At 48.3% G+C, this 14,364-nt stretch carries 14 protein-coding genes; all 14 read right to left on the reverse strand.

Annotated elements, in window-relative coordinates; translation table 11 throughout:
* Positions 1-139 precede the first annotated feature (139 nt).
* Complete coding sequence (locus EL386_RS08700) at positions 140-1,243, reverse strand: DegT/DnrJ/EryC1/StrS family aminotransferase (protein ID WP_126455346.1); 1,104 nt, start codon at positions 1,241-1,243, stop codon at positions 140-142.
* Positions 1,240-1,653 carry a sugar 3,4-ketoisomerase gene (locus tag EL386_RS15945; RefSeq protein WP_126455348.1) on the reverse strand — a complete coding sequence of 138 codons (414 nt, stop codon included), beginning with the start codon at positions 1,651-1,653 and terminating at the stop codon, positions 1,240-1,242. Before EL386_RS15945 ends, EL386_RS08700 begins: the two co-directional genes overlap by 4 nt.
* Complete coding sequence (locus EL386_RS08710; protein ID WP_126455350.1) at positions 1,647-2,405, reverse strand: acyltransferase; 759 nt, start codon at positions 2,403-2,405, stop codon at positions 1,647-1,649. Before EL386_RS08710 ends, EL386_RS15945 begins: the two co-directional genes overlap by 7 nt.
* The gene (locus tag EL386_RS08715; protein ID WP_172597675.1) at positions 2,402-3,928 is read right to left on the reverse strand and encodes a glycosyltransferase family 61 protein; all 1,527 of its coding nucleotides are present in this window, start codon (positions 3,926-3,928) and stop codon (positions 2,402-2,404) included. The genes EL386_RS08710 and EL386_RS08715 overlap by 4 nt, the downstream gene beginning before the upstream one ends.
* Entirely contained in the window at positions 3,921-4,664 is a 744-nt protein-coding gene (locus tag EL386_RS08720) for an ABC transporter ATP-binding protein (protein WP_126455354.1), read from the reverse strand. Before EL386_RS08720 ends, EL386_RS08715 begins: the two co-directional genes overlap by 8 nt.
* Before the next feature lie 6 nt (positions 4,665-4,670).
* Positions 4,671-5,459: an ABC transporter permease gene (locus EL386_RS08725; protein WP_172597676.1), complete on the reverse strand. Its 789-nt coding sequence runs from the start codon at positions 5,457-5,459 to the stop codon at positions 4,671-4,673.
* Positions 5,460-5,529: 70 nt separating this feature from the next.
* On the reverse strand, positions 5,530-6,417 hold the full coding sequence (gene rfbD / locus EL386_RS08730) for a dTDP-4-dehydrorhamnose reductase (protein ID WP_126455358.1): 888 nt from the start codon (positions 6,415-6,417) through the stop codon (positions 5,530-5,532).
* On the reverse strand, positions 6,414-6,959 hold the full coding sequence (rfbC, locus tag EL386_RS08735; protein ID WP_126455360.1) for a dTDP-4-dehydrorhamnose 3,5-epimerase: 546 nt from the start codon (positions 6,957-6,959) through the stop codon (positions 6,414-6,416). Before rfbC ends, rfbD begins: the two co-directional genes overlap by 4 nt.
* A 13-nt stretch (positions 6,960-6,972) precedes the next feature.
* Positions 6,973-7,836, reverse strand: coding sequence for a glucose-1-phosphate thymidylyltransferase RfbA (gene rfbA, locus EL386_RS08740; protein ID WP_126455362.1), 864 nt, complete (start codon positions 7,834-7,836; stop codon positions 6,973-6,975).
* Complete coding sequence (gene rfbB, locus EL386_RS08745; protein WP_126455364.1) at positions 7,836-8,945, reverse strand: dTDP-glucose 4,6-dehydratase; 1,110 nt, start codon at positions 8,943-8,945, stop codon at positions 7,836-7,838. Before rfbB ends, rfbA begins: the two co-directional genes overlap by 1 nt.
* Before the next feature lie 126 nt (positions 8,946-9,071).
* On the reverse strand, positions 9,072-10,718 hold the full coding sequence (gene pgi, locus EL386_RS08750) for a glucose-6-phosphate isomerase (RefSeq protein WP_126455366.1): 1,647 nt from the start codon (positions 10,716-10,718) through the stop codon (positions 9,072-9,074).
* 53 nt (positions 10,719-10,771) lie between these two features.
* Entirely contained in the window at positions 10,772-12,187 is a 1,416-nt protein-coding gene (locus EL386_RS08755) for a mannose-1-phosphate guanylyltransferase/mannose-6-phosphate isomerase (RefSeq protein WP_126455368.1), read from the reverse strand.
* A gap of 18 nt (positions 12,188-12,205) precedes the next feature.
* Positions 12,206-13,174 (reverse strand): GDP-L-fucose synthase, encoded by a 969-nt coding sequence (gene fcl, locus EL386_RS08760; protein WP_126455369.1) that lies wholly within the window; start codon positions 13,172-13,174, stop codon positions 12,206-12,208.
* Between the two features lie 40 nt (positions 13,175-13,214).
* Positions 13,215-14,303, reverse strand: coding sequence for a GDP-mannose 4,6-dehydratase (gene gmd / locus EL386_RS08765; RefSeq protein WP_126455371.1), 1,089 nt, complete (start codon positions 14,301-14,303; stop codon positions 13,215-13,217).
* Positions 14,304-14,364 lie beyond the last annotated feature (61 nt).

Below are 14,364 nucleotides of genomic sequence, written 5' to 3' on the forward strand. Positions count from 1 at the left end.
ATAAAACCCGCATTCTTCTCAAGAACAAAAAAATATACAAAAAATCAATTGACAGTTTTCTGGAATATTATTTGTAAACTCTCAATTATTTTTCCAGTTAAAATCATTTGAACTATTTTCAAAATATATCGTTCTTGCCTTACTTTATATCTTCAAATGTATTAATTGCACATACTACAGTTTCAACCTGACTTGTAGTCACAAATGGTGAGATCGGTAAACTCAATACTTCTTCTGCCAGCATTTCAGCAACAGGTAAGTGATATTTTTGTCCGCTTCTATAGCCGGCTTGCTGATGTGGAGGAATGGGATAGTGGATTACTGTTTCAACTCCTTGTTGCTCCAAATAGCTTTTTAATACATCCCTTTGTTTACTTCGAATGACGTAAAGGTGCCATACGGTTTCTGCATACTCAGGAGTAAGTGGCAATTGGACGTCCGCATCTGCCAAAAGTTTCGAGTACTGATCTGCGATTAGTCTACGAGTTGCGTTCCATTCATCAAGCACCACGAGTTTTACGCGAAGAAAAGCCGCCTGCATTTCATCCAATCGACTATTGTAACCGACAAGGTCATGTTGATACTTCACTTTTGAACCATAGTTGCGAAGCTGTTTAACCTTTTCAGCAATCGCATCATCGTTGGTGAGTACCGCACCACCGTCACCAAGGGCACCCAAGTTCTTCCCTGGATAGAAGCTGGTGCCCGCTGCATGACCTAATGAGCCTGTGCGCCGACCTTTGTAACGGGCGCCTTGTGCCTGCGCCGCATCTTCGATAACGATCAAGCCGTGCTTAGTAGCCAGTATATTTATTGGGTCCATATCTGCTGGCTGCCCGTACAGATGGACTGGGAGAATCGCGCGAGTACGTTTGGAGATTGCGTTAGCGATTAATGCTGGATCGATGTTATGGGTATCAATACAAGGCTCCACCGGAACAGGGACTGCCCCGCATTCGGTAACGGCCAGCCAAGTAGCGATAAAAGTATTAGAAGGAACGATAACCTCATCACCGGGACCGATGCCATAGGCCCGTAACAAAAGGTGAAGCGCCTCGAGGCCATTGCCAACACCTATGCAATGCTTCACTTCGCAATATTGTGCGAATTCGCTCTCAAAGGCTTCCAATTCGGGACCCATGACGAACCAACCTGAATCAACCACCCGTCGATAGGCCGAATCAAGCGGTTCACGAATCGAATCGTTTAGTCGGCCCAGATCAAGGAATGGAACTAATTTCATTTGGCCGCTCTCTGGGCGTCACTAATAAACTGATCGTATTCACGATAGTAATCCAGTTCATCGTAGTAATCCGAGGCCAATACCATGCACACCGCCCCAGATGAAAAGCTGTCAATTACTCGCCAGATCATTGGGCATACGTAAAGTCCGCTGTGACTACAGTCCATATGTACAGTCTTTTTTGAGTGTCCATCATCAAGGTGAATATCAAATGAACCCGATATGGCGATGATTAGTTGATGGAGTTCTTTATGTGCATGCCCACCTCTCTCAGCACCCTCAGGGACATCGGATAAGTAGTAAACACGCTGGATAGCAAATGGTACATGTCGAATCGATTCAACAAAGGTTAAATTACCCCTTGGATCCTTGACCTTTGGCAGATCAATAATCTTACACGAATCTAGCACTGATCGTCTCCCTCATTATTCTCCCAATCCGCTGTTACCGATGCCGGGTATCCACGCGTGAAGTGATGTGTCCATGGATATGCAGGTCGATTGGAACCATCGCGCAACTTGATTGTTTTCGCCTCGCCAACAACACGAGCCGGAACACCTGCAACGAGCATATTCGGAGGAATATTCTTCGTCACACACGCATGTGCAGCGACAACTGAATGATGACCAACTGTTACACCTGGTAGCACTACTGAAGCTGCCGCGATGCTTACATAGTCTTCGATAGTGCAGCCCATCAGCACGTTACTTGGCGGAGTGGGGTCATTGGTAAGTACCACGTAAGGCAATATCCACACAAAATTGCCAATTGTGGTATTTTTCCCAACAAAAACATTGGATTGAAAGCGAACGTAATCTCCAACAGAACAATCTCCTTGGATTTCACTCAGGGTGCCTATCTGAAAACCCGTACCGGCTATTGTATTTTCTCTCACAGTCACGTGATGACCTGTCGTCAATCCTTCCCCAAATGAAGAGGATTCATAGAGCACTGAGTGGGAGCGGATTAATGCACCATCGCCTATGATTAATGGTGTGCCGTCACCGAGTTGAGTCGCTATGCCCACCTCACAGTAAGCCCCAACCTTAACCCTGTCACCCAAAACCACATTCGCGTGAATAATAGAGAATGGCCCAACCTCAACGTGATCGCCAAGTTTCGCTTCTGGTGAAATATAAGCAGATGGATGAATCGATCTCATTTTCTACTAAAATCCTCTAATAAATCACTAAGGCAGGCAACATCTATTGCAAAATCGCCATGAATTCCAAGATCACGATTTTCAATAATATTACCTAGCACATAGCTAACCTTAATTTGGATAGGAGCCAGCATGTTGTACCAATATCTATATATCATATTTTCATGCTTGCCCATCAAAACAGCCACCTGCGTACCTGGCTTGCAGACAATAGCATTAGCTAATGCTGCACCGGTAGACGAGATTATCTCTTTGGCGTTATTAAATAATTTTATCTGTTCTAAAAACGTTAGCTTCTCTGGCTCAACAATCACATAACCCTGGGCGACCAGTAGTCTTTCAATCTCAGTCGCATTAGTGACTTTTCTTACGCCTGAACTACGACGTAAGAATATTTTTTCCGGCCAGGCCTCCTCTTCTGTCATCTGTATTGGTGCATTCAAAACGGTACGGAGTATCTCGAAGGCCCGCGGGCTGAATACTCCATGAGAATGACCCGAAAGTTCATTCGTTCGTCGACCAAAGGGCACATAGCCAGCCACCGAAGTAAGATAAAGCTCGTCGACGGCCAACGCCCTGCCAATTGGAAGCGTGATGATATCACGCTTAGGCCCAGTCACCAGAAACAGTGACTCCATGATGTTCTCGTGCAGTCCTTCATTAACCACGATAGGTATATCTTTAAACCGTTCCTCGGCACAAAAAAGGGCCAGACGAGGCAGTACCTCAGTCATCCAGTGGGCATAGTTTGACGCACAGGCATCAACAAATGTGGCGGCCACGGGAATTGATTCGGGTGCTTTGTCGTGTAACAACCACCTGATGCGGCTGGACTGAGCATTCATTAGCGCATGTCCATGAAGTTCTTCACTTGTACAATCACGACTGCAATCAAATAAATCATGGCAGATGACTCCATCATCAGCAAGAATCAGATTTGAGCCGCCGCAGGTCATCGCATTTTTTATTGTTGCGACGAATATTTCCGGGTATGTGTATCGGACATCTGACACAGCAAGATGATTTTTATCACTATCTGGGAAAACTTTTGGCTCCTGTTCCTCAACAAGCATCGAATCAACTAGCTTGTGCGATAATATTTTATTTTCTCTCGTGAAATCACTCAGTTTGATAAGCCGTCGCCATTTCTCTGCCTTCCGCCAAAAAATACGTGCCACCCAGTTTAAATAAATTGGATATCCGTTCTGCCAGAACCACTTAGCCACCCGACGAGCAACCGAGTATTTTTTCAGATGGTTTCTATAAAGTCGACCAGGCAGCCATGTGTTGCGTAATTTGGCAAGGGGATCACCGGACTGTGTTTGATTAGAGCTAATATTCCTGACTTTTGATGATGATTGAATATGCCCTACAACGCCACCCTTACGGTGAGAAGGCATCCATGCTGGAATAAGTTTATCTAACAGTTGTTCATGGTGCGCAGTTTGTGTTTGCCCACGTAAATCATAAATAATGTTAAGAGCATCTTCGGGTGTCAGCACAGGGGGCAGATTCTTATCCATTGAGTTTACCAGCCAGATAACGTTCCACGACATCATCCGGGGAACCATCTGCCACTACTTTGCCGTGATCCATCCATATGACACGGTTACAGAGCGACTTCACTAAGTGATGATCGTGTGAAACCATGATCATTATATCCGACTTATCAATCATCTGGTGCATCCTGGCCTTGGCCTTAACCAGAAAGGCCGCATCCCCTCCTGCAAATATTTCATCTAGCACAAGAATATCTGGATGAATTGCCGTTGCCAGTGAAAAAGCCAGCCGCATATACATTCCTGTCGAGTAGTATTTAACCGGTGTGTCAATAAACTCTTCGATTTCGGCAAACTGGATAATTTCATTTTCAATCGACTCAAGTTGCTGTTTTTTTAATCCAAGTATTGTCCCGTTCAGGTAAATATTCTCCCTGCCTGTAAATTCCGGATGAAAACCAGCCCCAATTTCCAGAAGTGGCGCAATCCGTCCGTTGACATTGACTATTCCTGATGATGGCTCGTAGATACGACACAAGGTTTTCAATAAAGTACTTTTCCCTGCACCATTATGCCCAATAATACCAACACGTTCTGCTGGGCCAATTTCTAAAGACACATCCTGTACTGCTGAAAAATTTGAATAAGAAGCATTTTTATTGGATCTAAATAAATTGGAAACGTAATCTTTAAGTGACGGTGATCGGTCATGGTAAATTCGAAAATTCACCGAAACATCTTTAATAATTATATTTGACATAGCTCATCAAAGCCTAAAAATAATCTTCTTTTCCTGGTAACTAAAGAAAAAGAAACCCACGACCATAGAAAATATCGCCATTATAAACGTATAAAGAATTATGTCGGAAGCCGGCAACATCCCTGTATACAAGGGCGCGCGAAACAACTCAACAAAAGAAGTAAGCGGATTCAGTTTTATCAGCCACGCTACTTTACCTGCCAGTGAGTCAGGCTTGTAAAACACTGGAGTCAAAAAGAACCAGGCCTGCATTATGATGCCAATAACATACTGGAGGTCGCGAAAGAAAACCGTTGCAATTGAGACAACCAATGCTATGCCAATTGAAAACATAATTAAGAGCGCATAGGCGACAGGTATAAATAATAATGCCATAGAAAACTTCCCGCCCAGCACAAGCATTATAGCGAATAAGGCAACGAATGAGAGCAGGCTGTCAATAACAAGAGCAAGTGACACACTAAGCGGGAATATTAGCTTTGGAAGATATATCTTTTTTATAAGGCCCTCATTGCTAATAAAAGACATACCAGACTGGACAACTATGGTGTTAAAACAGTTCCATGCAATCATCCCGGAAAAAAGAAAGACCGTAAATGTCTTCATATCTTGTTTAAAAAGGGTGGAAAACACAACTGCCATCACGGCCATCATCAAAATAGGATTTAAAAGTGTCCAGAGATAACCGAAAACCGTACGCCGGTAACGTAAAATTAGTTGCTGGCGGATAAGCTGCCACAGAACTTCACGAGAAGATATTACTTCCGCCCATGGTTTAATAAAAGTTAATGTCATAGTATGTATATCTTGTTCTTTGCGTAACAGACACATCTTTCTATCATAGAAAGACAATGCGTATTTTTCTTTATAATAATTCTTCCATGCAGAGCCTTAGCCCATACTCCCAGCTTGGCATTACTATATTAAAATTCTCTTCTAAACTTTCTGTCGCCAAACAAGAATATGCAGGACGCTTTGCTGGCGTTGGGTAATCTCGCGTTTGTATTGGCACTATGTTGCTAACGTGTATTTTCTCTTCTGGTCTGTCGCGAGCATTGTTAACAATAGCGCTGGCAAATCCATACCATGAGGTTTCGCCACTCGATGATACATTGTAAATGCCAGAGCTAAATACGCTTTTCCGCCTTTCATAAACAGATTGTCGAAGGCAATGCGCTGTCGTTTCTGCAATTAACCGTGCCCATGTGGGGGAACCTGTCTGATCACCCACAATAGTTAGCTCATCCATCTCCTTTGCCAGACGCATTATGGTTCGTAAAAAATTTCGCCCTCTGGCTGCATAAACCCATGACGTTCTGAGGATCAAATGATCTGCTTTAGTTGCCTGTATAGCTTGTTCGCCGGCTAACTTTGATCGACCATAGGCGTTGATTGGATTTGGTAGGTCGTCTTCTGTATATGGTCTGTCCTTTGTGCCGTCAAAAATATAATCTGTTGAATAATGAATTAGAAGAGCCCCGCTTTTATCGGCTTCCTCAGCAAGTACTCCGGGTGCAGTACTATTTATCACTGTAGCCAGATCTTCCTCTTCTTCGGCCTTATCAACGGCTGTGTAGGCTGCTGCGTTCACAATAACATCTGGATGATTATCGCACACAATTTTTCGTAAGGATTCAGGCCTGGAGAGATCAGCCTGAGTACGATCTAAAGCAATCACTTCACCCAATGGTAATAGGCTACGATTCAACTCCCAACCCACCTGGCCATTCCTTCCCAGCAGTAAAATCCTCACGGAAACAACTCCGCATCGCTGAATGCCATACCTTCTTTATCTTTTGTTGAGAGTGCAGGTTCTCCTTCCATTGGCCAATCAATGCCTATCTCAGGATCATCCCAGCGGATACATCGCTCATGTTCAGGTGCATAATAATCCGTCGTCTTATACAGAACATCCGCCACATCAGACAACACAAGAAAACCATGTGCAAAACCTGGCGGCACCCATATTTGGCGATGGTTATCTTCCGTAAGTTCTATACCATCCCATTTACCAAAATATGGCGATGATTCTCGCAAATCAACGGCCACATCAAATATTCGCCCTTTGACTACACGCAGTAACTTTCCCTGTGGTTGCTGAATCTGGTAGTGCAGTCCACGCAGGACATTCTTGCCTGAACGTGAATGATTATCCTGCACAAAATCAACATCCCCACCCAGCACATCGGAGAAGGTTTTCCGGTTATAGCTTTCCATGAAAAATCCCCTCTCGTCGCCATGAACGCGTGGTTCAAGAATGAGAAGGTCTGGTATTTTGGTTTCTATTACATTCATGGGCTTTTTGCTATTATTTCAATAAACCAAGCAGGTATTCACCATAGGCATTCTTGCTTAATGGTGTGGCCAGTTGCTCAAGTTGATGATTATCAATCCAGCCGCTCCGCCAGGCCGTTTCTTCGGGACAGGCGATCTTCAGGCCTTGCCGGTGTTCTATGGTCTGGATAAACTGGGCAGCATCCAGCAAGGAGTCATGCGTGCCGGTATCCAGCCAGGCCATGCCTCGGCCCATGACCTCAACGTCCAACAGGCCTTTTTCCAGGTAGATACGGTTTACGTCGGTAATTTCCAGTTCACCGCGTGGCGAAGGTTTAACCGCGTGTGCAATCTCGACCACATGGTGGTCGTAGAAATACAGGCCGGTCACCGCATATTTGGACTTTGGTTGTGCCGGCTTTTCTTCCAGACCAATAGCGTGTTTATTGCTATCAAACTCCACCACACCATAGCGCTCAGGGTCTTTGACCTGGTAGGCAAAGACACTGGCGCGGTCGGTTTTACTCGCGGCCTTTTTTAGTTGTTCTGAGAAACCGTGTCCGTAAAAGATGTTGTCACCGAGCACCAGGGCGCAGGCATCACCATCAATAAACGTTTCACCAAGGATGAAGGCCTGTGCCAGTCCGTCCGGGCTTTCCTGAACAACGTAACTAAGCTTGATGCCAAACTGGCTGCCATCGCCCAGCAACTCCTTATATAAGGGCATATCATGGGGCGTGGAAATAATCAGAATATCCCTGATACCGGCCAACATTAAGGTCGTCAGCGGGTAATAGACCATCGGTTTGTCGTAGACCGGCAACAGTTGCTTGGAGACGACATGCGTTACCGGGTACAAACGCGTACCGGAGCCGCCAGCGAGGATAATACCTTTCATTAGCTGACTTCCTGGATCAACCCGAGGCGTTCACGGCGATAACTGCCATCCATTACCCGCTGGCACCACTGATTATTTTCAAGATACCATTCCACGCTTTTACGAATCCCCGTTTCAAAGCTTTCATCCGGCTGCCAGTTCAAGTCTTGCATGATCTTGCCGGCATCAATGGCGTAACGTTGATCATGCCCGGGACGGTCATCAACATATGTGATCAGGCCTTTAAAACCTTCTGGATTCCCGCCTTCGCGAGAATGACAATTGTCCGGTACCAATTCCTCCAGCAATTCACATATGCTATTAACGACCTCAAGATTGGTCTTCTCGTTATTGCCGCCGATGTTGTAGGTTTCACCTACCTTGCCCTCTGTCACAACCTTATATAATGCCCGCGCATGGTCATCAACATACAACCAGTCGCGCACCTGGTCACCCTTGCCATAAATGGGTAAGGGCTTCCCTTCCAGGGCATTGAGAATGATGAGGGGGATCAGCTTTTCCGGGAACTGGTAAGGGCCATAGTTATTAGAGCAATTTGTCAGCACCACGGGCAGGCCATAGGTTCGATGCCAGGCGCGTACCAGGTGATCAGAAGATGCCTTACTCGCCGAGTAGGGAGAACTCGGGTCATAGGGGGTTTGTTCGGTAAATAGGCCTGTGGCACCCAGGCTACCGTAGACCTCATCGGTAGAGATGTGGTGAAAACGAAACAGAGGTTTGTCCTTTTCATCCAGTGACATCCAATGCTGGCGCGCCGCCTCCAGCATCGTGTAGGTGCCGGTGATATTGGTATAGATGAAGTCGGCCGGGCCACTGATGGAGCGGTCTACGTGTGACTCCGCCGCCAGGTGCATGACGGCATCAGGGCGGTATTCATTAAATATGCGCTCGATCGCCTTGGCATCGCAGATGTCTACCTGCTCAAAATGATATCGTTCACTTTCGGAAACGTCTAAAAGAGACTCCAGGTTCCCTGCGTAGGTGAGCTTATCGACATTGATGACGTCGTGGCTGGTCTCTTGAATGAGGTATCTGATGACCGCTGAACCAATGAAACCCGCCCCGCCGGTAATGAAGAAACGCTTAGCTGCCAAATGGCTATCATTCATTGTTATCTGCTCATCCATAATATTTATAGCGAATACCTATAGCCTTACACTGAGGCTACGCGCCAAAACTTGGCCGCAAGATACAGGATTTTGTCTACCTATTCAAGAAGATAACCGAGTTTCCGGCTAGTTTCTGATATGGCGTAAATAATGGTTTATCAGGCCATTGCTGGAGGCGTCATGGTTATTTACCTCCTCTCCCTGTCTCAATTGAGTAAAGACCTTCGCGGTCAGTTGCTTACCCAGCTCTACACCCCACTGATCGAAGGAATTGATGTTCCAGATCACCCCCTGGGTAAAGATCTTGTGCTCATACATGGCCATCAGCGCACCAAGGGTTTTCGGGGTCAGGGACTCGAATAATATCGTATTGGTCGGCTTATTGCCGGTAAAGACCTTGTACGCTAACAGGCGCTCTATCTCTTCAGCCGCCAGCCCCTCTTGCTCCATTTCGGTGCGTGCTTCGGCCTCGGTTTTGCCACACATCAAGGCCTCTGTCTGCGCAAAGAAGTTCGCCAACAGGATATCCTGATGTACACCCAGTGGATTGAGGCTCTTGTACGGGACGATAAAATCCGCCGGCACCAGATGGCTCCCCTGGTGCAAGAGTTGATAAAAGGCATGTTGGCCCGTGATACCCAACTCCCCCCACAGGATAGGGCCGGTCGCATAATCGACGGGCTTGCCGTCGCGGTCGATGCTTTTGCCATTACTCTCCATATCGACCTGCTGCAGATAGGCGGGAAAACGCTGCAGGTGTTGATCATAGGGCAGCACCGCATAGGTCTCAGCATCAAAAAAATTGTTATACCAGATACCCATGAGCGCCAGGGTTACGGGTAAATTTTTATCCCAGGGGGCGGTACGAAAGTGCTCATCCATTTCGTGCGCCCCTTCGAGCAGGGCCTTGAAGTTTTCCATACCGATATAAATGGCCACCGATAAACCGATAGCAGACCAGAGGGAATACCGTCCCCCTACCCAATCCCACATCCGAAAGATATTTTCTTCGACAATACCAAACGCATTGGCCGCAACAATATTATCTGTTACCGCGATAAAATGGCGACTAATCATTAAGGCGTCACCGGCTGGGTCGGTCACCCACTTGCGCGCCACCTCGGCATTGGCCAACGTATCCTGCGTTGTAAAACTTTTTGATGAGATAATAAACAACGTCGTTTCTGGCTTCAGTCCGCGCAAGGTGTCACTAATATGACTGGAATCCACATTGGAGACAAAATGCACATGCAAACTATGACGACCATAAGGGCGCAGTGCCTCGGACACCATTTGCGGCCCCAGGTCTGAGCCGCCCACGCCGAGATTGACAACATCGGATATCGGCTGGCCGCTAAAGCCCTTCCACTCACCGGCACGCACATGTCCGACGAGTGTCTTCATACGCGCCATTGATTGTCTAATCTCTGGCATGACATCAACACCGTCAACATAAACCGATGCGTCCAGCGGTTTGCGCAAGGCCGTATGCAACACTGCACGCTGTTCGGTATGGTTAATCCGCTCACCCGCAAACATACGATCAATCCAGTTTTTCAGTTCGCGACTATCAGCCAGGTCATATAACAATGCCATGGTCTCTGCCGACACCTGGTTTTTTGAATAATCGAGGAGAATATCGCCGAACTGCAGAGAGAAACGCTCAAAACGTTTTTTATCCGAGGCAAACAGGTCACGCAGGGATTGTTGCGCCTGTATCTGCTGGTGTTCCTGCAGGGCACGCCATGCCGGTGAATCGGTTAAACGGCTCATATTTCTTTACCTGTTATCTAAAACACCTGGGCAGCATTGAACGCCATGATTGACTAACGCCCATAAACATCATCGAAGCGTACAATGTCGTCTTCTCCAAGGTAGCCCCCCGTTTGTACCTCAATAATTTCCAGTGGTACCTCTGCTGGATTTTCCAGCCGGTGTTTCATCCCCACCGGGATATAGGTCGACTCGTCTTCGTGCAGTTCCATGACTTCATCGCCACGCGTCACCCTGGCCGTACCGGTAACAACCACCCAGTGTTCCGCCCGATGCGCATGCTTTTGCAAGGACAAGCTGGCGCCCGGGTTCACGACGATCCGTTTCACCAGGAAACGCTCACCATCGTCGACACCCTCGTAAGTACCCCATGGCCGAAATACCCGGCGGTGGTGCAGGTGTTCTGATCGGTTCTCCAGTTTCAGGCGTTCAACAATACGCTTCACGTCCTGCGCTTTATCTCTCGATGCAACCAGTACGGCATCGGCAGTTTCTACAATCACCAGGCCCTGAACACCAACGGCCGCCAGCAGCCGGTTTTCCGCACGCACGTAGCAATTTTGGCTGTCTTCTATGAAGACATCACCACTGACGACATTTTCTTGTTCATCCTGCACCGATAAATCTGAAAGCGCTGACCAGGAACCGATATCATTCCAGCCCGCATCCAGCGGCACGACAACGGCCTTGTCGGTCTTTTCCATCACAGCATAATCGATGGAGTCACCCTTTATACTCATGAAGGCCTCATGCTCGAGGCGCACAAAGTCCATATCACGCCTTGCCGCCGAATAGGCCTGGCGACACAAACTCAGCATCTCTGGCGCATAGTGTTGCAACTCCTCCAGATAACAGGCGGCCTTGAACATAAACATGCCACTGTTCCAGAAGTAATCACCGGATGCCAGGTATGCGTTGGCGGTTGCCAAATCCGGTTTTTCCACAAAGTGTTCAACCACCAGTGCCTGACAGGCCTGAGCCTTCTCATAACGCGCATTGGCCTTGATATAGCCATAACCTGTCTCCGCCGCCACGGGGACTACACCAAAGGTCACCAACTTTCCCTGTCGGGCCGCTTCACCGGCCACCAGCAGGCTGTCATGAAAAATCGCTACGTTTTCGATGACGTGATCCGCCGGCAGCACCAGCAGCAGGGCCTCACTGTCTTGCTCGAGTGCGGCCAGTGCCGCAATCGCCACGGCCGGCGCGGTATTTCTGCCCTCTGGCTCCAGTACAATGGAATGCGGCAGTTGCTTCATTTCCCGCAGCTGCTCAGCCACCAGGAAGCGGTGTTCCTCATTACAAACCACAATGGGTTGCGCCAGTTCCTCCAGACCTCGCAGGCGTTCAAGCGTCTCGCGCAGCATGGTGTACTCTGAAGCCAGGGGCAAAAACTGCTTGGGATAACTCTCGCGAGACAACGGCCACAAGCGACTGCCGGAACCCCCTGATAAAATTACTGGAATCATCCCTATCTATACCTGTAGTTAAGCACGAAAGTGCCCTTCGTTATCCAGAAACCACTGATACGTCGACGCCAGGCCCTCTTCGAGCGGAATGGCGTATTCCCAGCCCATCGCCTTCAGACGGGTCACGTCAAGTAATTTCCGTGGCGCCCCGTCAGGTTTGCTTGTATCAAACACCAACTCCCCTTCAAAACCCACAACGCGCTTGACCGTCTCGGCCATCTCACGAATGCTGCAGTCAATCCCCGCGCCGACATTGATATGTGAAAGCATCTCGAGTGTATTCGCCTTGTAGGTCTCATCATCGAGCTGCAAAACAAACAACGAGGCCGCGGCCATATCGTCAACATGCAGGAACTCGCGTTTTGCTCTGCCTGTGCCCCAGACCACGACCTCGGCATCGCTACGCAACTTTGCCTCATGGAAACGGCGTATCAGGGCGGGAATGACATGCGAATCTTCTGGATGAAAATTATCGCCCTGTCCGTACAGATTAGTCGGCATGACTGAACGATAATCCGTGCCATATTGTCGGTTATACGACTCGCACAACTTGATGCCGGCTATCTTCGCCAACGCATAGGGTTCATTGGTTGGCTCGAGCACGCCGGTTAACAGGGCATCCTCACGCATCGGTTGTTCGGCATTTTTGGGGTAAATGCAGGAACTCCCCAGGAACAATAGGCGACTGACATTATTTCGGTACGAGGCATCGATGACATTGGCCTCGATCATCATATTCTTATAGATAAATTCGGCCGGATAGGTATTGTTGGCGTGAATGCCCCCGACCTTGGCGGCGGCCAGTATCACGTACTCGGGGTTTTCTTCTGCAAAAAATGCCTGCACTGCCGCCTGGTTACACAGGTCCAACTCAGCATGGCGGCGGGTGATCACATTGGAAAACCCTTTTGCCTCGAGCCGGCGCATGATCGCCGAGCCCACCAGGCCACGGTGACCGGCAACATAGATTTTTGCATTTTTTTTCATGAGAGCGGACAAGACAGGTTGTTATTATTCGCCGAAGCTATTATTCATGGTAGTCGTAGGCCTTGAAACCATGGTCCTTGACCAGTGCATCACGCTTGGCGAGTTCCAGGTCGTGTTCCATCATTTCATGTACCATTTCTTCAAAGGTGATCTTTGGCTCCCAGCCGAGCTTTTCTTTTGCCTTTGACGGGTCGCCAAGCAGGGTCTCTACCTCGGTAGGACGGAAGTAACGCGGATCCACCGCCACAATGCACTGACCGGTTTCCGCGTCGTAGCCTTTTTCATCAACACCCTCGCCTTCCCAGCGAATGGTCTTGTCGAGATGGGCATAGGCGGCGTTACAGAAATCACGCACCGAATACTGCACGCCGGTAGCAATACAGAAGTCATCCGGCTCGTCCTGCTGCAACATCAGCCACTGCATCTCGACATAATCCTTGGCATGCCCCCAGTCGCGCAGTGCATTCATGTTACCGAGGTAGAGACAGTCCTGCAGGCCCAGGCTGATACGCGCCAGGGCACGGGTGATCTTGCGCGTGACGAAGGTCTCGCCACGCACTGGTGATTCATGGTTAAAGAGGATACCGTTACAGGCATACATGCCATAGGCCTCACGATAGTTCACCGTGATCCAGTACGCATACAGCTTGGCCGCGGCATACGGTGAGCGCGGATAAAACGGCGTCGTTTCCTTCTGCGGGATCTCTTGCACATCACCAAACAATTCGGATGTCGAGGCCTGGTAGAAACGGGTCTTTTTCTCTAAACCCGCGATGCGAATCGCCTCAAGGACTCGTAACGCACCGAGCCCCACGGTATCGGCGGTATATTCAGGGCTTTCAAAGGAGACCGCGACGTGACTCTGCGCACCGAGGTTATAGATTTCATCCGGCTGAATTTCCTGAACAATGCGGATCAGGTTACTCGAGTCGCTCAGGTCACCGTAGTGCAGGATAAACTGCCGGTCGGATACATGAGGGTCCTGATAGAGGTGGTCAATCCGATCGGTATTAAACGATGAGGCACGACGTTTGATGCCGTGTACCTCGTAACCCTTCTTGAGTAGAAACTCCGCAAGATAGGCACCATCTTGCCCCGTCACCCCGGTAATTAATGCGCACTTCGCCATCTGTCCATCCTGCATCTATTAAATATATGCCACAACAGGCATATTAACCCTACACAATTTG

This window comes from Sulfuriflexus mobilis, from assembly GCF_003967195.1.
Lineage (GTDB): Bacteria > Pseudomonadota > Gammaproteobacteria > AKS1 > AKS1 > Sulfuriflexus > Sulfuriflexus mobilis.